This window comes from Arundinibacter roseus (genome assembly GCF_004348825.1).
Taxonomy (GTDB): Bacteria; Bacteroidota; Bacteroidia; order Cytophagales; family Spirosomataceae; genus Arundinibacter; species Arundinibacter roseus.
This window is the reverse complement of sequence record NZ_SMJU01000028.1, coordinates 1-22379: the sequence shown is the minus strand read 5'-3', so window position 1 is coordinate 22379 and position 22379 is coordinate 1. Positions and strand designations below refer to the sequence as shown.

Here is a 22379-nt window from a genome sequence, read left to right as displayed (position 1 = left end):
GTAGGTTGCATACGCGTTACGCACCCGTACGACGGTGACACCGAAATGCCCCCTCGCCTTGCATGTATTAAGCCTGCCGCTAGCGTTCATCCTGAGCCAGGATCAAACTCTCCATAGTAAATTACTTGTATTAATTGTCAATCGACAACACGTGTTTCTTACACTTTGGTTTACTTCATCATGTCAAAGAACAAAACCCCAACTCTTCTTTTCCTCTCTCTTTGTCTGCGATTGGGATTGCAAAGGTACGATTTTGCCTTTCACTTTTGCAAACAAGAGTAAAAAAAAATGTGTTTTTGTGAAGATTCTTTATCAGGCAAAATTATTTACTTAAAATATCCAATTAATCGGCTTGTAAGAAGGGATATGTATAGTTTTTAGGTGATACCAGCGTCTCCTTTATTACCCGCGGAGATACCCATCTGATCAAATTCAGGATGGATCCTGCCTTATCATTTGTTCCCGAAGCACGGGCTCCCCCAAAAGGCTGCTGCCCAACTACGGCTCCGGTTGGCTTGTCGTTTATGTAGAAGTTGCCTGCGGAATTGGTAAGCTTTTCGGTAGCTAACTCAATTGCATATCGGTCCTGTGCAAAAATTGAGCCTGTCAATGCATAGGGAGAAGTTGAATCTACGAGTGTCATCGTTTCGAGGAAGTCTTTGGGATCGTATATATATATAGTAAGAACAGGTCCAAATATTTCTTCGCAAAGCGTTACGTACTTTGGTGTTTTGGCAAGAATCAGTGTTGGTTCAATAAAATATCCCGTACTCTTGTCATGTCCTCCACCGGCAATTATTTCAGCATCAGGACTTGATTTTGCCTGTTCTATATAGGATGCTATCTTATCGAAAGCTTTCTCGTCAATAACTGCATTTACAAAATTGGAGAAGTCTTCTACTCCTCCCATCTTAATTTCCTGTAAATCTGCCAGCATGTATTCTTTAACTTCATCCCAAAGATTGGAAGGAATATATGCTCTTGATGCAGCTGAGCACTTTTGGCCCTGATATTCAAATCCGCCACGTACCAAGGCAGTGGCTAGTGCTTTGGGATCAGCAGATTCATGTGCAAGAACAAAGTCTTTCCCGCCGGTTTCGCCTACAATCCTGGGAAAAGATTTATAGATTGAAATATTATTTCCAATAGTTTGCCATATAGTTTTAAATACGCCTGTACTACCTGTGAAGTGAATGCCTGCAAAGTCCGGATGGCTAAAAATCTGTTGACCGGCAACGGGGCCATCTACCAGGATTAAGTTAATCACTCCGTCTGGAACACCTGCTTCTTTGAATACCTTCATCAGCACATTAGCCGAATACACTTGCGTATACGCTGGCTTCCAGATTACGACATTTCCCATCATGGCTGGTGCGGCTGGTAGATTTCCAGCAATGGCGGTAAAGTTGAAGGGAGTTATGGCAAACACAAACCCTTCGAGGGCACGATATTCAAGACGATTCCAGACACCTGGCGAAGATTCCGGCTGCTGTTCATATAGTTCGGTCATGAATTTTACATTGAACCGCAGAAAATCTATGATTTCACAGGCCGAATCTATTTCTGCCTGATACACATTTTTTGATTGGCCCAGCATCGTCGCTGCGTTTAGCTCGGCACGGTATGGGCCGGCAATCAGGTCAGCAGCTTTCAGGAAGATGGCCGCCCGGTGTTCCCAGTTCATGGTTGCCCAGGCTTCACGCGCCGAAAGGGCTGCGGAAATAGCCTGAGCTACATCTTCGGCAGAGCCTTCATGAAAATAGCCCAGCACATGTTGGTGGTCGTGGGGAGGAGTGATTGTCCTTTTATTTTGAGAATAAATGACTTCCTTCCCTATATACTGCGGAATTTCGACTGTACTTGCTCTGGCTTTCTGAATTGCTTCTTTTATTTCTGTACGTTCTGTACTTCCTGGTGAATAGCTTTTTACAGGCTCATTTTGCGGAATTGGAACTTTAAACACTCCTTTGGGCATAACTTCGTTGGTATAGAGTTGATGATGATTTCATCAGCAAGTTAGCTACTTTTCCTAAATTTCCCCGGACAACATACCCGGCGGCCTGACAGATTTATGTAGATTTGCGCCCTACTATTCACCTTTATTTCAAGCAATCATGCTTTTTTACAGTACCCGCACAAGCAGTCTGAAAGCAAACCTGGAAGAAGCTGTATTCAGAAGTCTTCCTTCGGATAACGGTTTGTACATGCCCGAGTTTATCCCAACTTTACCACAGGAATTTCTTGAAACAATTGAAAACAGGACATTCAATGAAATAGCTACGGAAGTTGCTTTCGCTTTGTTGGGAGATGATATTCCACGCTTAGACCTTGAAAACATTGTTTCCGGGGCTTTTACATTTGAGGCACCTGTTGCTCAGATTACGCCCGACAATTTTGTGCTTGAACTCTTTCATGGGCCTTCTATGGCGTTCAAAGATTTTGGTGCCCGTTTTATGGCGGCTCTGATGTCTTACTTTTTAACAAGATCAAATAAAGAGTTAAAGATACTTGTGGCAACCTCCGGTGATACAGGTGGAGCGGTAGCACAGGGGTTTTATAAAGTACCGGGGATTTCGGTAACGATTCTTTACCCAAGTGGAAAAGTCAGTGAAATTCAGGAAAAACAATTGACTACACTTGGCCACAACATTACCGCACTTGAAGTTGCCGGATCGTTTGATGATTGCCAATGGCTTGTAAAAGAAGCATTTCTTGATTCGGAACTGACTGAACGATTTAACCTTGCTTCTGCTAATTCTATCAACATTGCCCGGCTGATTCCCCAATCCTTCTATTACTTTGCGGCCTATGCTCAGGTAAAAAAAATGGGAAAACCTGTGGTTTTCTCAGTACCAAGTGGAAATTTCGGTAATCTTAGCGCGGGAATTTTAGCTTATAAAATGGGACTTCCTGTTCATCATTTTATTGCTTCAACCAATGCAAATAATGTAGTGCCCAGATATTTGACAAGTAATTCGTACACACCACTTCCTTCCATTGAAACTATTTCAAATGCGATGGATGTGGGTAACCCCAGTAATTTTGTGCGTCTAACAAAACTGTTTGATGAAGATTGGGAAAAGATTCGGGAGAAAGTTTCGGGATATTATTTTACCGATGACGAAACTCAGGAATCGATGAGACAAATTTTTTCTGAAACAAACTATGTCATGTGTCCGCACACAGCGGTAGCGTATAATGGGTTACAAAAATATCGTAAGGATTCTGGTGAAGATTTTATCGGAATTTTTCTTGCAACGGCTCATCCTGCCAAATTTCTTGATTTGGTTGAAAAAACTCTTGACTCATCCATATATATCCCGGAACGTCTTGAAAATTTACTTTCACTTGAAAAAATCTCAATCCCTATAAATGTGGATTTTGACGCATTTAAGGCCTATTTATTGGGGTAATTTGGCATTTTCCGGCGTCTTAGATTTGCGTAGACGAAAATGGTTCGTCCATAAGTTCATATAAATAAATAAAAAGCCGAATGATTAAGTATCATCATTCGGCTTTTTTGGTGATTAAGTTTTATTTCTCAATTAATTGTATCTCCTCTGAGCATTCGGTATCTTTTTCGAGAATCTGCCACGAATATACTTCCCGGATATTTTTCTAATAATTCCTGATATAGCTTCATTGCGTTTTCCTTGTCTTTCAACTTTTCCTGATGTAGTTTGGCTAAGGTGTAAAGCGCATCGTCTCCCAAAATATCATAGTGATACTTTTCCCGGATCGTTTGCAGGCACGAAACTGCCTGCGGCACACTGTCAAGCTTTTGATAGGTTTTTGCGGTTAACCACAAAATCTCGTCTGCTAAGCTGTGATCTTTCAGCTGAGTGTATAAACTTTTTAGTGAATCAATCGCTTCCTGCGTTTTGTTCTGGAATAGAAGTAGCTCAACATTTGCGTAAGATCTCATGGCAACTTCATTACTATCAAGTCCGGTGTTGTCCATAATAAGCAGACTCAGTTCATTTGCATCGTTGGCAATTTCACGAGTTGTTGCCTTTTTCAAAATATCCAATACCTCTTTTGACAGTTCAAAATCGCCTTTAAAATAGTGCAGTTTGGCATTTCTTAATTTTGCTTCATAACCCAGCACATCATCTTTCTGTGATTTTTCTACCTGTGAATATACGAGGGTAGCTTCCCAGGGTTCGCCTTGTAATAAATATATATCGCCAAGATCCAGCTTGGACTTATCCACAAAGTTCTTCTCAGTTTTCCCCACCTCAATTGCCTTTTCAAGCAACTCAATTGCCTTTTCTTTTTCATCCAGATAAAAGGCATGTAATATAGCCATGTTGCGAAGTGCTTCGAGCGTTCTGGTATTCGACCCTAGTTCACTGAGTAACTTGGCATATTCGGCAATGAGTTTCTGTACTTCTGCGATATTAACCGGATAGGTATTCTTTACTTGCTCTTCACGGGCATTGATTGCCATGCGCCGGGCAAACGGATAGAGCTGACCTTGTGGATATTCTTTGACGATGTGCTCAAACATCGCCGCAGCATTTTCATAATCTTTATTCTGTAAGGCAAGATTGGCCAAATCAAAAATCCTGGTGCCGCTATATTTAAAGCGTTTGTCGAGGGCTCTTTCCTGTATAAAGGCTTTATAGAAATCTTTTCGCTGAACCTGATACCATACCAGAAGTTCATTGTAAAAAGCTTCATTGGGGTTTTTCTGAATCTTCTCATACAGTACTTTTTCAAGCAGTGCCTGCTCTTTCTCTTCCTTTAAAAAATCCTGAAGCATGTTCTGTACAATCTCCGTATTACGAAAAAGAATTCCATAGGATAGGAGCTCACCGATCATATTTTCGGGATCGTTTAAATCGCGGTATACGCTTGCCATTTCCAGACGAAACAGGTTTTCATTACGACCTACTTCGCGTGCCCGCTGAAGGGCTCTTTGGGCCCACTCTGTCTTCTGTGCCTCTCTGAACTCTTCTGCCATATCCCGATATAGGTCAATCCTTGGGCCGAAAGCCTCGATTGCCTCTGTGAATTTTTTTTCAGTTTCGGCACTTTTTCCCTGTGCTTCTGAAACTAGCCCCCACTGAAAAAAATACCAGGCACTTGTGGCACCATCTGCTTTTGTCTGCCGCTTGAAGAATTTTTCTGCTTCATCCCAATCTTTGGTTTTGATCAGACAGGCCGTATAATTTTTTAACGCCCGTTTTTCAAAATTCTTTTTCAGAATCTTTTCGTAGTACGTCAGGGCTTTTTCGCAATCCTCGTTTCTGAAATATTCCTCGGCCAACTGCTCATCACTCTGTGCCTGTACTTCCCAAGCGCTAAGCATCAGGATAGCAGACATTATCCACATAAGAACCCTTTTCATAAATAATATAAATATTAATTTTTTATCTATTAAAGTTAAATTAAGGCTGTGGATTTGTGCATAAATAAGTTTTCCACTCTAGTTCCACTTAGGTACCTGGGCCTTATGTGTACAATTTAGGTATTTATCCACGTACTAATGCTATTTATGAACAACTAATCTGCTGTAAACCAACGAAGCCTTTTATTTTCCACATTCTTCAGTGAACTGTGGATGGATAACTTCTTATACGTTATACACAGTTTCTAAAGTGTATCAACAGACTGTTAAGTAGGATTTAGGTCGGTGGTTATCAACGTTTGAGATTTGGGACAAATTTTGTCCACATAACTTTCTGTTTTTCCACACCTTTACCCACACTCTTTGGGAAGATATAAACACTCTGTTTCTGTTTTCCACACGCTTATCCACATTTAACGTCATTTGGGCAAAAACTAATCAGCACTTTTTGAAGGTATTGTGAAGTTATTGTCATCAAACTCGAAGTTGCTCTTTATTACGAGGTGTGAGTTATAAAACAAGATTGGCTCAGGTTGCTTGCCTTGGCTGAATATACCCGTATCCCAGCGACCGTTATTGTTTAAATCTACAATAAGACGAAGCTTGTACTCGCCCGGTGGAATTCTTCGGAAAGTATAGGGAGTTGAGCGCGTACTGCGAACGACCTTAAAATCTTTATCCAAAAGTTCAACGATAAAGTGTGTGGCCGAATCGGCCGTTACTTTACCCCGCAGTATTCCGTAGTCGTCTTCATTAAGTACAGGGTGTTTGATCAAGGCAGCTTTCAAAGTATCGCCTTCTATACTGATGACAGAACCGTAGGGTAAATCCCACTTTATAGAGTCGCGGGCGGTAGCTTTTCCTTCTATGGTCAGCTGATTTCTGAAGCTATTCCAGGTTTGTTTCAAATTGCCAAGTGGCTGTCGTGATGTGGTGTCGTTCACAAGCATCACTTTCTCATCCAGAATTGTAGCAATAGGTTTGTTGAAGGTAAAGGTATACGTAAAGTCACGCGCCAACGGTTGATTTCTTTCAACGGAGGGTATTACCGTAAAAGCATCAAGCTGACGTTCTTTTCCCCGCTGAACAAGGAATGCAATTTTCTGTTCATGTTCCAGTTGTTGCCCGAGAGTGTCCCAGGCCATGAGTTGCACAAGGGTTGTATCTGAATGCTGCCCACTGTTAAAAAATTTGAGCTGAGTAGCCGACTCCAATAAATAGGGAAGACTATCAGAACCCATAAATTTCACCCGCACACTATCAATACCTTTATTGAAAACAACCGTGTAGTTATTTACTTTGGGTAACGTTCGCAGTACCCGGGGCTCGGTAATATCTGAAAGGTAGAGTTTCAATTGATAGCTCGTCGAATCATTACCAACATTAATCGTTGAATCCAGAAAAGCAATACGTTCGTCTTTGGGATTGTAGAGTTGGTTTCTGTTTTTATCATCCGTCGCAATCAGACGGTAAGCAGATGCCTGTATATTTTCTATGGAGAATGTACCGCTGCTATCGGTTCGGGAAAAATAATAGGGTTTTTGTTTTTCGGGATTGAGCGTATCTTTTGGTTTATAAAGTCCTACCAAAGCATCAAAGATTGGTTGACCTGTACGCTGATCCGTAACCTGACCATATATTCTACTGGAATCTATGCTTGGCCCGGTACTGAAAACCAATTTCAGGTTTTGGGCCGGATTTCGCTCAGAGAAATCTTTGATACCGTCTCCAAAATTAAAGGTATACGTAGTGCTATCTGCAAAAGACTTCTTAAATGAGAGGACCACCGATTTTCCTTTTTGTTTGTAATTGTAGGGATTCTCGGTTTCAGGTGTGATGATCAATTTTTGCTGAATGTTATCCACAATTACATATTCATCAAAAAAAAGTTCGATGTCCTTTCCTCCAAAATTTAAGGTTTTGTTCTCTGGATTTGATCCAACTAGTTCAGGGGCAATCGTATCTTTTTTTCCACCCGTGGGGGCAACCTGTTGTGCGCAGCTTCCCAAAATCCATAAGGTGATTAAATACAACCAAAATTTTTTCATTTTACTTTTTGATTTGAAAGGGTTTCTTGTGAAACAATATAAAGAGTTTTTGCAGCATAAATAAAAACCCTCAATACTAACGAGCAGTACTGAGGGTTATGTATAGAAACGGAATGACCTAGGCTTTACTCAGTACATAGATAAGGCTTGATGTGTTAGGTGTTCGCTGCGAAGAATTCCGGCCTTTTAAGTTTGAAACAGTTCCGGACCAAATACTCTCCGGCAGGTTTGTTTGTCCATTTTTATACCGTGAACTAAGCATACTTACATAGTACGAATCAAACCACATGGGTAGCACTTCCTGCACTTTAAATTGGTGCACCTGCGCCAGTTTTTCCAATGAGTGTTTTGAAAAATGATACAGATGCCTTGGGACATCATAGGCCGCCCATTTATCCTTGAATTTCTGTGCATCATACGATTCCGGATTTGGCACTGCAATGATAAGCCTGCCGTTCTCCTTCAAGTGATCATGAAGCCATTTCATTGTTTCATTTAACAGATGTACATGCTCCAATACATGCCACATTGTAATTACATCAAATTTTTTTGTCTCAAAAAAAGAATCTCTAATTCCTTCTTTGATCCCCTCCCCTACCCGGCCTGCTGCCTGCGCACGTGCGTTCGTATCAGGTTCGGTACCGGCTACGTGCCAGCCCGCTTCCATAGCCTTTGAAATAAAGAAGCCCGTGCCACAACCTACGTCAAGCAAAGCTCCCTTCGGGCTAACTAACCGATCAAGCAATTTTATTTTTTGTTGAGTAGTAAAATTTCTAACTGCGGTGTACAGTCGGCTCATGAGATCTTTGGCCTCATCATGATGAGAAATGTATTCCGCAGAATCGTAAAAGGCACCAATTTCTGACTCCGGAGGTCGTGGATTGGTAAATAAGAAATTACAGGAGTCGCATTTCACAATTTGAAATAAATTGCCGGAGACTGTGTAATCTTTTACGTGGAGGAACGCTGAAAAATGGCCTGCATTACAAACCGGACATTTAGTAAGGGTTTCGAGGGTCATGGGATTATCTTCCTATGTGAATCATCAGAACAGAAATGTCGGAAGGGCTTACGCCACTAATGCGTGAAGCCTGACCGATCGTTTGGGGGCGAGTCTTTTTAAGTTTTTCGCGACCCTCAAAAGAAAGAGCCGATACCGAATCATAATTGAAATTTTGAACGATCATCAAGTCTTCCATACGGTTCATTTTTTCAACCATCAATCGTTCTTTCTCAATATAGCTATCGTATTTAATATGAATTTCTCCCTGTTCGAGTGCGTCTGTTGACAGGCTTTCCAACCAACTTGCCATTGAAGGCTTTATTCTTTTGATATGATCCATCGTAAGCTGCGGTCGTTTCAGCAATTGCAACAAAGACGTTTTTTCACGAATGGGTGAAGTCTCGAATTCGGCGAGGAGATCATTCACTTCTTCTGGAAAAACCTTTTCTCTGGAAAGTTCCTCAACAAGTTTTTCTGTTTGGTCAATTTTATGTTTGACAAGAGACAAGCGTTCCTCATCTGCCAGACCAAGTGCGGCGCTTTTTTCTGTTAAACGAATGTCCGCATTATCCTGCCGGAGTAGTGTGCGATATTCTGCACGTGAGGTAAACATCCGATACGGTTCTTCGGTACCTTTATTTACAAGATCATCAATCAATACTCCTATGTAGGCTTCTGAGCGTTTAAGGATAAGTGGATTTTGCTCATTTATTTTTAAATGCGCGTTAACTCCTGCCATTAATCCCTGACATGCGGCTTCTTCATAACCTGTAGTTCCGTTTATTTGTCCGGCAAAATAAAGATGCTCAATCAAATGCGTTTCCAATGTAAGTTTGAGCTGCGTTGGCGGAAAATAATCATATTCGATAGCGTATCCAGGCCTGAACATCCTGACATTCTCAAAACCCGGGATTTCTTTCATGGCTTTGTATTGAATATCTTCCGGTAAAGAAGTAGAAAAACCATTCACATAAACTTCGACAGTTGTCCAGCCTTCCGGCTCTACAAAAATCTGATGTCTGTCTTTGTCTGCAAAACGATTGATTTTGTCTTCTACCGAAGGGCAATACCGAGGACCAAGGCCTTTGATTCGACCGGAAAACATAGGAGATTTATCAAAACCTGTTTTCAAAATCTCATGCACCTTAGTATTGGTGTAAGTAATCCAGCAGCTTCTTTGCTTAGTTAATCTTGGAGTTTCTTTGTAAGAAAACTTACCGGGATTTTCATCACCGGGTTGTTCCTCCATTCGTGAATAGTCCAGCGAACGACCGTCTACCCTTGGTGGAGTTCCTGTTTTCATTCGTCCTGTTTCAAATCCCAGCGTGACTAATTGTTCGGTTATTCCCGTAGCCGCTTTCTCTCCTGTACGCCCTCCCCCGAAGTTCTTTTCCCCGATATGAATCAGGCCATTGAGGAAAGTACCATTTGTCAAGACTACGGCTTTGGACGAAATTTCGATCCCCAAACTTGTTTTGACGCCTCGAATTTTTCCGTCTTTGATCAGAATTTCTTTCACGGTATCCTGCCAAAAATCTACCAGAGTAATATCTTCCAGAGTTTGTCTCCAGTCCAGGGCAAATAGCATACGATCACTTTGGCATCTCGGGCTCCACATAGCGGGACCCTTCGAGCGATTCAGCATACGAAACTGTATCATGGTTCGGTCACTGATTAATCCCGATTGTCCACCCAAAGCGTCAATTTCTCTGACAATCTGCCCTTTCGCTACACCACCCATTGCCGGATTACAAGACATCTGAGCGATAGTTTGCATATTCATCGTTATAAGCAAAACCTTCGATCCCATATTTGCCGCTGCTGCTGCCGCCTCGCAGCCTGCATGCCCAGCCCCTACCACAATTACATCGTATTCCGGAAACATCTTAATTGGTATTTATTAAAAAAAGTCTCAACAAATTGTCAAGACTTGTGAAAATTGTGAAAACGCGTTAAATGTTCCACGTGGAAATTTACTGATACTTGTAATTTTTAAGATAAAAATCTTCTTTCATTCTCATTTTAGACTTCAATAATTCATTCTCATCCGTGTAACCTACCAAATGCAACACACCATGAACGATGACCCGACGTAATTCGTCATCAAAAGTGACATCCAAACCATCTGCATTTTCTTTTACCCGATCAGTACTGATATAGATTTCCCCCTCAACCTGTAACTCATCATCACTTGTGTCAAATGTAATGATGTCAGTATAGTAATCGTGCTGCAAATGCTCACGATTCATGTTCAGAAGATACTCATCTGAACAAAAAATGTAGTTAAGTTGGTTTAAAGAAAATCCTTCTGATTCAATAACAAACTTCAACCAACGCTTTACTTTGGTGGGGTTAGGAAGATCATATTCAACGTCTTCCGCAAAAAATTGGATCATTGTTTTCAAGGGAATAATGTGTTTAGTGTGTAAAACATTTAGATAGAGGTACGTAAGGAAATAATATAAAACTGGAAGTTACTAAAAAACTACGTAAAATTATACAAAGTTATAATCAAAATATACTCTTACTCAACAAAAAGCACCTCAATAATACTAATAGAGGTGCTTTTTGTTGAAAAAATGTATCTTTAATTACTTTTCAGACTGGTATTTCCTGAAATATGCATCAACTTCTCTTTTATAAAAAGGAGAAAATGTTGGTGGGATAGAGCGGAGGAGTTCCGTTTGTCTGGCCTTTTCCTGAATATACTTTTCAAAAGCAGGGGGCGGTCGGCGAGTCACTTCCGTAGCAGTTTCGCCTTTGCGTTTTTCGTCCTCTCCTTGTTCTCGCATAGCTTTTTCGGATTCAAGCAAACGGGTAACTATTTCCTGATTACGTTTGATCAACTCCTGATTCACCCGTTTATTGACAAGATCAGTTTCAGACTCGTCCATTTTTTTCATGAGCTCCTGAAGCTCATCTCCAAACTTTTTTCCCATTTCAGTGCCTTTCTGAGAATCCATCAATTCCTGAATCATCTTCCGAATCATAGATTGTTCAGCAGCCATACGGGCAAGCTGTTCGGCATTTTTTCCGCCTTGCTGTCCATTCTTCCCCTGCCCCATTTGCCGAATCTGCTCATTGAGCTTCTGTTGCATTTCGCCTGCACCCGGCATTTGTTGCTCGCCCTTTCCTTTGCCTTTACCCTTTCCAGGCATTGCCATCGCCATTGCCATTTGCTGCTGCATCTGACGAAATACATCACTTAACATGAGCGCCAGATTATTCATGGAAGTCATAGCGAACTGCTGTTTTGATGTTGCAACACTTAATCTGCGATCCCGAATGTTTGTAACGGATTCGGACATATAGGATTTCATGTCGTTCAGTTCGCGAGTAATAAACGACTGAATTTGAACCACACGATTGGCAAGTGCATACAGGCTGTCTTCTACTACTTTGGCGTCGTCCTGCAATTTTAGCTGATCTTGACCAAGCTTAACAAATCTTGGATCCTGTAAATTGACGCCCTTGAAATCCTTCATTAATTGCTCCTGATCAAAGGAAAGACGAATGAGGTTTTCGAGTATATCACGCAGCGCATCAATATCTTCTTCCATTTGAGACATCTGAGATGCCTCCATTGCCTCAGCCATTGCGGAAGACATGTTGCGCATGGATTTGGAAGCTTTTTGTTGAGATTTTGCAGCGTCAGAATTCTGCTGCTTGTCCAGCTGCTTCATACTTTGCTCCATTTGCTCTTCGGCATTTTCCTGTTCTTCCTCCTGAGTATCCGGATCTTCCTTGATCTCTTCACCCATTTTTTCGATCTCATCCAACTCTTCCTGCGCTTTCTCAAACTCTTCTTTAATCTTCTCCTGCTCTTTTTTCAGCTCTTCATTTTTAGCCTTTTTTTCGTCTTCGTTTTTTGTCTTTTCATTTTTTTGTGTCTCCTCAGCCAGTTTTTCTTCCTGATCTGCCAAATCTTTCAAGTCCTCGATGACTTGTTCCATCTTGGCCTCCATTTGCATCTTCTTGAAAAGGTTGAGCGTACGTTCAAGTTCCTTTTCCAGATTGTTTTCTTTGTTCCGGAGCTTTTCGAGCATTTGAGACATACGCTCACTTTGCTTTTGTTCCAAAAGTTTTTCGAGTTCTTTATAGAGTTTACTCGTTTCATCGTCCATCAGATCATTCATAAGCTTTTGGAGCTCATCCATTTTCTTCTGTATTTCCGGACTTTGCTGATTAAACTGATTGGATTTCTCGTTTGTGGCCTTGTTTTGATCCTGAATAGCCTGAATTTCTTTAAGCAATTCTTCTCGCTTTTTGATAATGTCCTCTGCCTGCTTGCGCTCCTGAAAGTCCAGTTCCTTATTTGTTTTCAAACGTCTTTCCAGATTTTCGAGATCCTGTTCGAGGCTTTGGGCTTTTTTCAAAGCTTTTTCCATTTGCTCTTCTGTTTTCTGAGCAGATTTCTGTACTTCTGCTTTCAGCTGATCTTTGGACGGAATCGTAAAATTAATTGTTCGTGAACGGGCACTTTTCGGACCGTTTACGCCATCATTGTCCCAAACCTGAGCGTAGTACTCAATCTTATCGCCCGGTTCGAGCCTGAGGCTGTCTACGTACCATTGAAAATAGAAACTCTGAGTATTTGTGGTCTTATTAAAAGGAATCGCAATACTCTGTAAAGCGCTCTTTTTTTCCTTGGGCTGATTTTCACGATTGATGGAATAAAACAATTTGAGTTGAGTAAACCCATAATCATCGCTAATAGAACCACCAAGGACCAGGTAGTTGTAGAGGGTAGTATCCTGAAAATTCTCCAAAGAAAGCTCCGGCAACTTGTCTGGAATGACATTAATATAGTAACCAATTTTTTCAGACTCAGGAGTTTCGTCATTCTTTAAATGTACCTGATACTGAGACGAACGGCGCACGGACTTTTTGTATTGATATTGCTTGCTGCTTCTTCCTTCGGCATTATAAAGTACCGAGTCTTCGTCAAACCGGACAGCTAGGGATTGAGTTGCGGAGGTATTAAAATTCCATTCCACAAGTGTTCCTTCCGGTACGGTCAGGTTTCCAACGTTTGAAAGTGATTCGGCGGGTTTGTTTAAATAAGAAGGATACCGAAGGGTAACATCAAAAGACAATAGCCCCGGGCGTTCGATGACTTTCAGGGTGTAGGAGTCGGAGGTAAAACCTGCGGCTTCAAAAGAAAACGGAATATCGCGCTGAACGTTTTTGAAGGTGTACAAAAACTGCTGAGAATCTTCCTGAGTTAGTTTAAATCTCGTACCGTTCTGAACAAGGTACACCGACTGCGGCAACGCTTCTCCTTTAAGGGTCAAATTGAGTGTATAATCTTCATTTCGAAACGCTTTGAGTGTTTTATTCTCTACGGTAAATGAAAATGGAGCGTAGGTATAATTCTTCTGAAAATGAATGATCCGGTCAGAACTTGATGTAAAGAAAGAGGGATTAAAAAGCAGAATGACGGCAATTGCGGCAAGCGGATAAATCGCATATTTGAGGTATTGCTTGTTTTCCTGAAACCGAATGGCATCCGCAAACCGGACAATCAACAGTTGATTGGATTTTTGTTGAATACTAGCTTCAATAAGGTCTGTTTGTTGACCCGAAAGTGCCTGCAATTGAAGGGTATTGATGAGCTTATCGCCTACTTCCGGAAAGTACTGCCCGATTTGCATTGCAGCTTCCTCATTCGAAATCGGTTGCCTGATTCCATATAGATGTATCAACGGCTGAATAATCCATTGATACAGAGAGAAAACTAAAATGGATAAAAAGCCAAAAAACAGCATGCCCCGAACAAGGGAACTGAAACGCCCGAAATACTCCAGGGTATTAAATAACAGAAATACACTAAAAACGAGCGCTGCCGAAAAGATAAGGCCTTTGAGCAAGCGATTCTGATAATACCGCTGACGGTATTCCTGAATTCGTAAAAGAAGCGTACTAGTAGAAGCTGCCATTATTCTATTTACATTAGAAATTCTTAGTCAATCTATATTGCAGCAATTATCGTGCAGGTGAAAGGGCTCAGTGCAGCGATCAATCTGATTTAGAAAACAAAAATGAGTACAGAGTACGATCGCCGGGATCATAATCTCTAAACTCATTTTTTGTAAAAAACTACTCCTTAGTAAGTTAAACGTCAACCTCGGTTGGTTTATTGGCTTTGATCGAACCAATAAAAGCTTTCACATCATTTGGATGGAAGCCGCTTTTTTGAAGCATTCGGATGAACGCACTACCAATAATGGCACCGTTGGCATAGCGACAGGCCATAGTAAAGGTTTTTTGATCTTTTATACCAAAACCAATGAGGCGCGGGTTACGTAAATTCATTGCATTGATTTGCTCAAAATAGGTTTCCATATTGTCACTCACGCCGGATTGCGAGCCCGTAACGCTTGCCGAAGAAACTGTATAAATAAATCCATCGCTTACGGAGTCAATCTGCCGGATTCGGGATTCTGAGGTTTGCGGAGTCACCAGAAAAATATTAACCAATCCGTAGCTTTCAAAAATCGCTTTGTATTCATTCAAATAGACATCCATAGGCATATCGGGCAGAATCAAACCGTCTACACCTACTTCTGCGCATTTTTTACAAAAGTCTTCAATTCCAAACTGAATGACAGGATTTATATATCCCATCAGTAAGACAGGAATTGTAACATTGGCGCGCATCTCCTGCAATTGTTCAAAAAGCAATCGAACGGTCATCCCATTTTCGAGTGCCTGTTGATTGCTCTGCTGAATGGTTTCACCATCGGCCACAGGATCTGAATAAGGCATCCCGATCTCAACCAAATCGGCTCCGGCTTCCTGTAAAGAGACTAAAATGGGCAGCGTATCCGACACATTCGGAAAACCAGCGGTATAGTAAACGTTCAGGTTGTTGGCCGACTGTTTCTGAAATAACTCAATGATTCGGTTCATTCGTTTACCCAGTAATCTACTACCAATACTTTGTCAAGATGTGGGCCAAGCACTTTTCCAAAGGCTTTATGGTCGGGGTGTGGCAAATAAACAGCCCGGTCTTCTTCGCTTTTGAATGTTACAAAAAAGCAGTGCGTAAAGCCCTGATTCAGATTTTCGGGACTATTATTGGTGCCCCATTCCAGACTATTAATTTCTTTAATTTTTGAAGGCAACATTCTAAAAGCGTCTTCTACTTCTTTTACCTGAGCGGGAGTAGAAGAATCTTTAAATTTAAACAAAACAACGTGGCGTAGCATTTTCTTGGGTTTAGCGGTTTCAAAAGCAGAGAAAGCAAAGGCGCCAATGAGTAAAAAGGCGGCCAGCAAAGAGAATTTTATTTTCATATGTTAAAAAAAGAAAGGTTAAAAATTGATTCGCAGGAATAATCAGGGAAAACAAACCTTAGCCGGAGCAATTGATACATTCATCGTCCTGACTGAATTTTTGTCGGTCAAATTGACCAAGCTGTTCTTTAATGTTGAGAATTTCATCTTCCAGATCACAACGCTCAAATAAAGAGAGTTCGGGCGAATCTTTCTTTCCTTCGAGCTGCTGTAACTTTAATCGGAGGTCAAAAACCTCAGGCAGAGTCATAGTTGCCATAATTTTGTGGTTGTTTGGTTCAATCAATATACTTCATAAAGGTTGCAAGATCTTTGTCGCCGCGTCCCGAAAGATTAACGACAACTACCTCATGGGCGCCAGCACCAAGGCGGTCGAGGATAGCCAAAGCATGAGCCGTTTCAAGGGCAGGGATAATTCCTTCTATTTTGGCAAGCTCAAAAGCTGCCTGTACGGCTTCGTCGTCGGTAGCAGAGAGGAATTTAGCTCGGCCCGTCTGGTATAAATGAGCGTGTACAGGGCCAATGCCAGGGTAGTCGAGGCCGGCCGAAATTGAATACGGTTCCACCACTTGTCCATCTTCGGTCTGCATCAGCAACGTGCGGCTACCATGTAGTACGCCCGCATTTCCGAGAGCTGTAGTTGCGGCAGAAAAACCTGTATCTACGCCTTTACCTGCGGCCTCAACGGCGATCAGTTGTACGTCGGTGTCGTCGAGGTAATGAAAAAATGCTCCGGCCGCATTGCTTCCGCCCCCTACACAGGCCACGACATAATCAGGGTTTGCATTTCCGGTTTGTTCCAGCAGCTGCGTTTTTATCTCGGCAGAAATTACCGACTGAAAACGGGCAACCATATCCGGATACGGATGCGGCCCAACCACTGAGCCAATGATATAATGCGTATCAACCGGATTGTTGATCCAGTGCCGCATAGCTTCATTTGTGGCGTCTTTAAGAGTTTTGGAGCCGCAGGTTGCCGCACGAACTTCGGCGCCCAGCATTTTCATACGGGCAACATTAGGGGCTTGCCGCTCAATATCGTGCTCGCCCATGTACACAATACATTCAACGCCCATAAGCGCACAAACCGTCGCAGTTGCTACGCCATGTTGGCCTGCTCCCGTTTCGGCAACGATGCGCTTTTTGCCCAGTCGCTGCGCTAACAAAATCTGACCAATCGTATTATTGATTTTATGAGCACCCGTATGGCATAAGTCTTCGCGTTTGAGATATACGGTAGTACCATATTTTTCGGACAGGCGCGGTGCCAGGTAAAGTGGCGTGGGCCGCCCAACATAGTTTTTCAGGAGATGGTTGAAATCCCTCTGAAAGTCAGGTTGTTCAATGATGCTCAGGTAAGTATTCCGTAGTTCTTCTACATTGGGATAAAGCATTTCGGGAATGAAAGCTCCACCAAAAAGGCCGTAATACCCATTTTTATCCACCTGAAAGGTGCTTGATTTTTCTAATGTTTCCATAAATTATAAAGCTATTTCCTCTTCTTCCTCAATTCGGATTGATCCGATAAGCCTTTGAATCTGATCCAGATCTTTAAGGCCTGGCGCTGACTCGAAACGGCTATTGATATCAATTCCGTAAATCTGCAAGGTAGACGACAGTTCGATTACATCCTGAATATTATCAAGGCTTATGCCCCCACTCAAAAGAAACGGTTTATCCTGATCGTATTTTTTGAGAATCGTCCAGTCGAAGGCAACTCCGTTTCCGCCTGGATCGGCGCCCTTTGTATCAAACAAAAACAAATCGCAAAAAGGTTTATAATTATTTAAAGTTGCAAAATTAAACGTGCTATCAATGGAGAACGCTTTAATAACGTTTACACCTTTATGACGTAGAATTCGGCACAAATCAGGGAGTTCGTTTCCGTGCAGCTGCGCATACTGCAGATCAAACTGTTTTACCATACCCATTATAAAATCAGGGTTGGAGTTTACAAACACGCCTACTTTCTTGATTTGGGAAGGAATTTGTCGTACAACTTCCGGGTCAAGGATGTCACCTGCAAATCGCGGAGATTTATCGTAAAAAATAAAGCCTATAAAATCGGGCTTCAAAGCTACCAATTCCTGAATGTTAGCCGATTCGCGCATTCCGCACACTTTTAATTTCATACGATTGGGGTGTTAAGGGGGTTAGCAATTGTGTGTAGTTGATCTTGCAGGGTACGCAGGGCAGCTGCCGGATCGGCCGTCTTCATGAACGTTTCGCCGATTAAGAACCCTTTGTAACCCTGCTGAAATAGTTGAAAAATGGTGATAGGATCCTGAAGCCCGCTTTCGGAGATTTTGACAAATTTCTCAGGAATATGCTCAATAAGTTCCAGAGAAGTGTCAAGAGACGTGGTAAAGGTTTTTAAATTCCGGTTATTGACGCCTACCATGTCGATAGAGTCGCACAGGCTTTGGTTCAGTTCTTCGAGATTATGAACTTCCAGCAGAACTTCCAGGCCTAACTGATGAGCAGTTTGGGCAAGCGATTGTACCTCCGTCGGAGAAAGGCAGGCTGCTATGAGCAGGATAACGTCCGCTCCCAGCGCTTTGGCTTCAAAAAGCTGATACGGATCAACCATAAAATCCTTACGTAGCATGGGGATTTCGGGATTGGCAGCTCGGGCACGCTGAAAGTCATCAAATGAACCACCAAAAAACATGGAGTCTGTCAAAACAGACAAAGCCTTTGCGCCCGCTTCTTTATAGCCTGCCGTTACGAACTCGGCCGTTACCTGATCATTGATTATGCCTTTGGAAGGAGATTGACGCTTAAATTCGGCGATAATTCCCGGAATTTCAGTATGCTGTAAGGCGCTTACAAGAGAATTGGTTTTGCGCAAAAAAAAGGGCTCTTTTTCTAAGGCAGACTGCTTCTTTTCTGATTTGGCAGCAGCAATTTCAAGTCGCTTTTGGGCAATAATTTTATCTAATATGGTCATTTTTGTTTTATAAGGATGGGTTAGGCTGCTACTAATTTATGAAAACACGCCAGGGCTTTCTTACTTTCGAGAGACTCCCGTGCCATCTCAACAGCATCGGAAAGGCTCAGCTGTGGTCGGGCACAGGAAAGAGCCAGGGCTGCATTAGCAATAACGGCCTGCTTTTGAGAAGAAGTACCTTCATTGTTCAATATATTCAAGAAAATTTGCGCTGAGTCCTGAACGGTTTCCCCACCTGAGAGAGATTCAGGCCGAAGAGTTTCAAGCCCCAGCTGAGAGGGGGTCAGGATTTGCTCAGAGTGAGCAGTGATTATTTTAAAAGGACCAGTCAAAGACACTTCATCATAGCCATCCAGGGCATGTACAACCAGAAATTGCTTATCGGTTTGTTGGTAAAGATACGCATAAAGTCTAGCTAATTCAAGATTGAAAACACCCACAAATTGCTTTTTGGGGAAAGCCGGATTGACCAGCGGGCCCAGCATATTGAAGAATGTTTTGATGCCTAACTCACGCCGGACAGGCGCTACATTTTTCATGGATGGATGAAAAAGAGGGGCATGTAAAAAACAAACGCCGGCCTCTTCAATAGTACGTTCGAGATGTCCCTGATCATTACTGAATTTTACGCCCAGATATTCCAATACGGTCGAGGAACCGCATAGGGAAGAAACTCCGTGATTTCCGTGTTTGGCCACGTGCTGCCCGGCCCCCGCTACTACAAAACAGGAAAGCGTGGAAATGTTGAAGGTGTCTTTGCCATCTCCACCCGTTCCACAAACGTCCATAGGATCATAGGCTGAAAGATCTACGGCGAGACAAAGATCAAGCATTGCATCTCGAAAACCTTCCAATTCTGCCACCGTGATGCTCCGCATCGCGTATATAGTTAGAAATGAAGCTATTTGAGAAGCGTTGTAATCGCCTTTTGTAATACCCGTCAGAACTTCCTTTGCCTGTTCTTTGGAAAGTGCGTTGTAATCAAATAAATGAGAAAGTATTTTTTTCATGAATCAAATCAAATTTTCTATATCTGGAAAAATGTCAAAGGGTACGAATTGGCAACGACAGTGAAAGAAAGTTTACACATTCAACCAATTTTGAAGCATCTCTTTACCGTATTCTGTCAAAACAGATTCGGGATGAAATTGCAACCCTCTTACATCAAACTGTTTATGTGACAGGCCCATCACCCGGCCTTGTGCATCAACTGCCGTAACTGTCATTGTATCAGGCACCGATTGAGGCACCACCGTCCAGGAATGGTAACGACCTACAAGAATTTCTGAGGGTAGACCTTTAAACAGGCGTTCAGACGGATCGGTAACGAGGGCTTTATCGCTAATGCCATGAAGGACGTCAGGCATATTTTCCAAACTTCCGCCAAATACCTCTCCAATCCCCTGATGCCCCAGGCAAATGCCCAAAATACTTTTTGTGGGTGCATATTCTTTGACCAGGTCAAGCATGATGCCAGCCTCCGAAGGGATTCCCGGGCCTGGTGAAAGCAGAATCTTATCATAAGCCGCCACGTCTTCCAACGAAATTTTATCATTTCTGAACACCTCTACCGTATCATGCAGTTCGCGAAGAATATACACGAGATTGTAAGTGAACGAATCGTAATTATCAAGAACCAGAATTTTCATAGTAAACACCTAAGCTGTGTACGAATGTTATTTTTTTATTGATTATAAAGTCATGGAAAAAGAGCGTATTAAATGGTTTCAGCCATGTCGATAGCTTTCCGGAGTGCAGCCAGTTTACTGTTGATTTCGTTCAATTCACTTTCAACGCTGGACTTAGCAACAACCCCCATACCGGCTCTGTAAAACAGCATGTTATCTTTGCTCAAAAAGGTTCGGATAGCAATGGCATGGTTAAAATCTCCATTAAAATCCATGAAGCCAATCGCCCCCCCATAAATACTACGATTGCTGGTTTCCAATCCATCAATTAAAGTCATAGCCATGTGCTTGGGTGCTCCGGAAAGTGTACCTGCGGGGAAAGTATCAGCTACAAGTTGAAGCGGATTCGTACCTTCTTTCATCGTCCCCACAACCTTGGATACCAAATGAATTACATGCGAATAGAATTGTACTTCTTTATAAGTTTCGACCTTCACGGCATCACAACTCCGGCTCAGGTCATTACGTGCCAAATCCACAAGCATGACATGTTCCGCCGTTTCTTTCGGATCGTTTAACAATTGCTGCGCAGCTTCAGCATCTGCACGGTCGTCGCCTGTTCGCTTAAATGTACCTGCAATAGGATGAATTTCGGCCTGCCCATTTTTAATGAAGATTTGTTTTTCTGGAGACGAACCAAATATTTTATAATTGCCATAATCGAAGTAAAAAAGATAGGGAGAAGGATTTATTGAACGCAAGGCCCTATACACATTAAATTCATCACCCTGAAAACTGCGATTAAATCGACGCGAAGGGACAATTTGAAATACATCTCCCCGATGACAGTGATCTATACAGGTTTGAATAACCTTTCGCATATCATCGTCAGAAACATTTGATGTTTCTTCATCAAGTGTTTTGAATTGATAGGTAGGGAAATTACGATTCTTAATTATAATTTCTATCTTTTCGAGTCCATCTTCGGTTTGCGTAGAAGGTCCTTCATAAGTATGTTCAAAAATATAAAGTTCATCTTTGAAATGATTGATGGCAATTACGTAGCGATATACCTGATAATAGATCTGATCAATTGCTGTTTCAGGAGATTCAGGTTGAATGGAAATATCTTCAAAATAAGCTACGGAATCATAGGTCATATGCCCAAATAATCCATTGGAAATAAAGGGAAATGGGTTTTGCTCCGAATGAAATCGCTGAGCGAATTGCTGCAATACAGAAATTGCTTCTTTTGGGTGAGAAAGTGTAATCGTTTCCTTACTATCTCCCGGAAATTGTTGCTCGACTATTCCATTATTCAATTTAAAAGAAGCTACCGGATCACAACAGATATAGGAGAAAGAATCTTCATTGCCATGATAATCGGAGCTTTCCAATAAAAGAGAATTTACATAATTATCCCGTAATTTTAAATAGATAGAAACGGGAGTGAGCGTATCTGCCAGGAGTTTACGGTATCGGGTTGTAATTGGATAATTAGATGACATAAAACAGGAAGTATGAGGTTATCAAATAAAAAAAGCGGCTCGCCGTTCGGATGAACAGCGAGCCGCTTGTGCGTTTATTATTTCTGATTACGCATAAAGGCTTTCTCGTTCATCTCGTAGAGAGGAACGCCACCACCATGCATTGTTCAGAGAAATAGTCATTTTCGGAAAAGTTGTATTCTGGTTTTGAGGCTGTGCCTGTTATTACTAACCTCGTTTTTACTCCGTAAAGATAAAACAATGAAATTCAGAGTAACAAATCTTTTTTTAGAAATGTAGGGAGCTGATTCCTGAAAAAATTAAAATGTGCAGAAGAAGAAGAATTTAAAATATTGATTAATAGTCAGTTGACGAGGCAAGAGTCAGGTTATTCAATGACAGTAATAAAGAATAACTTTTAAAAAAATAAGATTATTCTTTTAAAGAAAATACCAAACAAGCACTACAACTTTTGGACTTTCACTGGTAAGGCCGGGGTTGCGACCAACCTTAACTTCTCTGTTCGGGATGGGAAGAGGTGATTAGATGAGGTGAGCCACAAAAAAAGCGGGCTCAGGATTATCTGAGCCCGCTTGGGGTTTAATATTGTGG

17 protein-coding genes and 1 rRNA gene are annotated in these 22379 nt (G+C 41.8%); 1 reads left to right on the top strand and 17 read right to left on the bottom strand.

Annotated features, from left to right (window positions below):
* Window positions 1–118 (bottom strand): 16S ribosomal RNA (locus EZE20_RS23690); the annotation flags it as partial.
* Window positions 119–343: 225 nt separating this feature from the next.
* A complete protein-coding gene (gene pruA / locus EZE20_RS23685; RefSeq protein WP_132122477.1) occupies window positions 344–1975 on the bottom strand; it encodes an L-glutamate gamma-semialdehyde dehydrogenase in 1632 nt (543 codons plus the stop codon).
* 139 nt (window positions 1976–2114) lie between these two features.
* Between pruA and thrC the strand changes: the two genes are divergently transcribed.
* Window positions 2115–3413, top strand: coding sequence for a threonine synthase (gene thrC / locus EZE20_RS23680; RefSeq protein ID WP_132122475.1), 1299 nt, complete (start codon window positions 2115–2117; stop codon window positions 3411–3413).
* A 128-nt stretch (window positions 3414–3541) separates the two neighbouring features.
* Here thrC and EZE20_RS23675 read toward each other — a convergent pair whose 3' ends face one another.
* The 15 genes from EZE20_RS23675 to EZE20_RS23605 all read right to left on the bottom strand — a co-directional run bounded on the left by EZE20_RS23675 (window position 3542) and on the right by EZE20_RS23605 (window position 21788).
* On the bottom strand, window positions 3542–5314 hold the full coding sequence (locus tag EZE20_RS23675) for a tetratricopeptide repeat protein (protein WP_228713994.1): 1773 nt from the start codon (window positions 5312–5314) through the stop codon (window positions 3542–3544).
* A 473-nt stretch (window positions 5315–5787) separates the two neighbouring features.
* The gene (locus EZE20_RS23670) at window positions 5788–7401 is read right to left on the bottom strand and encodes an Ig-like domain-containing domain (protein WP_132122473.1); all 1614 of its coding nucleotides are present in this window, start codon (window positions 7399–7401) and stop codon (window positions 5788–5790) included.
* Window positions 7402–7519: 118 nt separating this feature from the next.
* Window positions 7520–8422: a class I SAM-dependent methyltransferase gene (locus tag EZE20_RS23665; RefSeq protein WP_132122471.1), complete on the bottom strand. Its 903-nt coding sequence runs from the start codon at window positions 8420–8422 to the stop codon at window positions 7520–7522.
* 4 nt (window positions 8423–8426) lie between these two features.
* A complete protein-coding gene (gene mnmG / locus EZE20_RS23660) occupies window positions 8427–10289 on the bottom strand; it encodes a tRNA uridine-5-carboxymethylaminomethyl(34) synthesis enzyme MnmG (RefSeq protein WP_132122469.1) in 1863 nt (620 codons plus the stop codon).
* 88 nt (window positions 10290–10377) lie between these two features.
* Entirely contained in the window at window positions 10378–10800 is a 423-nt protein-coding gene (gene ybeY / locus EZE20_RS23655) for an rRNA maturation RNase YbeY (RefSeq protein ID WP_132122479.1), read from the bottom strand.
* 195 nt (window positions 10801–10995) lie between these two features.
* On the bottom strand, window positions 10996–14343 hold the full coding sequence (locus tag EZE20_RS23650) for a DUF4175 family protein (protein ID WP_132122467.1): 3348 nt from the start codon (window positions 14341–14343) through the stop codon (window positions 10996–10998).
* Between the two features lie 175 nt (window positions 14344–14518).
* Window positions 14519–15316 (bottom strand): tryptophan synthase subunit alpha, encoded by a 798-nt coding sequence (gene trpA / locus EZE20_RS23645; protein WP_132122465.1) that lies wholly within the window; start codon window positions 15314–15316, stop codon window positions 14519–14521.
* Entirely contained in the window at window positions 15313–15702 is a 390-nt protein-coding gene (locus EZE20_RS23640; protein ID WP_132122463.1) for a Dabb family protein, read from the bottom strand. The genes trpA and EZE20_RS23640 overlap by 4 nt, the downstream gene beginning before the upstream one ends.
* Window positions 15703–15760: 58 nt before the next feature.
* Entirely contained in the window at window positions 15761–15961 is a 201-nt protein-coding gene (locus tag EZE20_RS23635) for a hypothetical protein (protein WP_132122461.1), read from the bottom strand.
* 19 nt (window positions 15962–15980) lie between these two features.
* Complete coding sequence (gene trpB, locus EZE20_RS23630; RefSeq protein WP_132122459.1) at window positions 15981–17180, bottom strand: tryptophan synthase subunit beta; 1200 nt, start codon at window positions 17178–17180, stop codon at window positions 15981–15983.
* A 3-nt stretch (window positions 17181–17183) separates the two neighbouring features.
* On the bottom strand, window positions 17184–17834 hold the full coding sequence (locus EZE20_RS23625) for a phosphoribosylanthranilate isomerase (protein ID WP_132122457.1): 651 nt from the start codon (window positions 17832–17834) through the stop codon (window positions 17184–17186).
* On the bottom strand, window positions 17831–18652 hold the full coding sequence (gene trpC, locus EZE20_RS23620) for an indole-3-glycerol phosphate synthase TrpC (protein ID WP_132122455.1): 822 nt from the start codon (window positions 18650–18652) through the stop codon (window positions 17831–17833). Before trpC ends, EZE20_RS23625 begins: the two co-directional genes overlap by 4 nt.
* 20 nt (window positions 18653–18672) lie before the next feature.
* Window positions 18673–19662 carry an anthranilate phosphoribosyltransferase gene (gene trpD / locus EZE20_RS23615; protein WP_132122453.1) on the bottom strand — a complete coding sequence of 330 codons (990 nt, stop codon included), beginning with the start codon at window positions 19660–19662 and terminating at the stop codon, window positions 18673–18675.
* A gap of 72 nt (window positions 19663–19734) precedes the next feature.
* Entirely contained in the window at window positions 19735–20301 is a 567-nt protein-coding gene (locus EZE20_RS23610) for an anthranilate synthase component II (RefSeq protein WP_132122451.1), read from the bottom strand.
* 68 nt (window positions 20302–20369) lie between these two features.
* Window positions 20370–21788 carry an anthranilate synthase component I family protein gene (locus EZE20_RS23605; RefSeq protein WP_132122449.1) on the bottom strand — a complete coding sequence of 473 codons (1419 nt, stop codon included), beginning with the start codon at window positions 21786–21788 and terminating at the stop codon, window positions 20370–20372.
* Between the last annotated feature and the right edge of the window lie 591 nt (window positions 21789–22379).

Bases quoted from the DNA above. Each gene is read 5' to 3' on its own strand.
- pruA (WP_132122477.1), bottom strand. From the start codon at position 1,975: ATGCCCAAAGGAGTGTTTAAAGTTCCAATTCCGCAAAATGAGCCTGTA.
- thrC (WP_132122475.1), top strand. From the start codon at position 2,115: ATGCTTTTTTACAGTACCCGCACAAGCAGTCTGAAAGCAAACCTGGAA.
- EZE20_RS23675 (WP_228713994.1), bottom strand. From the start codon at position 5,314: ATGCTTAGCGCTTGGGAAGTACAGGCACAGAGTGATGAGCAGTTGGCC.
- EZE20_RS23670 (WP_132122473.1), bottom strand. From the start codon at position 7,401: ATGAAAAAATTTTGGTTGTATTTAATCACCTTATGGATTTTGGGAAGC.
- EZE20_RS23665 (WP_132122471.1), bottom strand. From the start codon at position 8,422: ATGACCCTCGAAACCCTTACTAAATGTCCGGTTTGTAATGCAGGCCAT.
- mnmG (WP_132122469.1), bottom strand. From the start codon at position 10,289: ATGTTTCCGGAATACGATGTAATTGTGGTAGGGGCTGGGCATGCAGGC.
- ybeY (WP_132122479.1), bottom strand. From the start codon at position 10,800: ATGATCCAATTTTTTGCGGAAGACGTTGAATATGATCTTCCTAACCCC.
- EZE20_RS23650 (WP_132122467.1), bottom strand. From the start codon at position 14,343: ATGGCAGCTTCTACTAGTACGCTTCTTTTACGAATTCAGGAATACCGT.
- trpA (WP_132122465.1), bottom strand. From the start codon at position 15,316: ATGAACCGAATCATTGAGTTATTTCAGAAACAGTCGGCCAACAACCTG.
- EZE20_RS23640 (WP_132122463.1), bottom strand. From the start codon at position 15,702: ATGAAAATAAAATTCTCTTTGCTGGCCGCCTTTTTACTCATTGGCGCC.
- EZE20_RS23635 (WP_132122461.1), bottom strand. From the start codon at position 15,961: ATGGCAACTATGACTCTGCCTGAGGTTTTTGACCTCCGATTAAAGTTA.
- trpB (WP_132122459.1), bottom strand. From the start codon at position 17,180: ATGGAAACATTAGAAAAATCAAGCACCTTTCAGGTGGATAAAAATGGG.
- EZE20_RS23625 (WP_132122457.1), bottom strand. From the start codon at position 17,834: ATGAAATTAAAAGTGTGCGGAATGCGCGAATCGGCTAACATTCAGGAA.
- trpC (WP_132122455.1), bottom strand. From the start codon at position 18,652: ATGACCATATTAGATAAAATTATTGCCCAAAAGCGACTTGAAATTGCT.
- trpD (WP_132122453.1), bottom strand. From the start codon at position 19,662: ATGAAAAAAATACTTTCTCATTTATTTGATTACAACGCACTTTCCAAA.
- EZE20_RS23610 (WP_132122451.1), bottom strand. From the start codon at position 20,301: ATGAAAATTCTGGTTCTTGATAATTACGATTCGTTCACTTACAATCTC.
- EZE20_RS23605 (WP_132122449.1), bottom strand. From the start codon at position 21,788: ATGTCATCTAATTATCCAATTACAACCCGATACCGTAAACTCCTGGCA.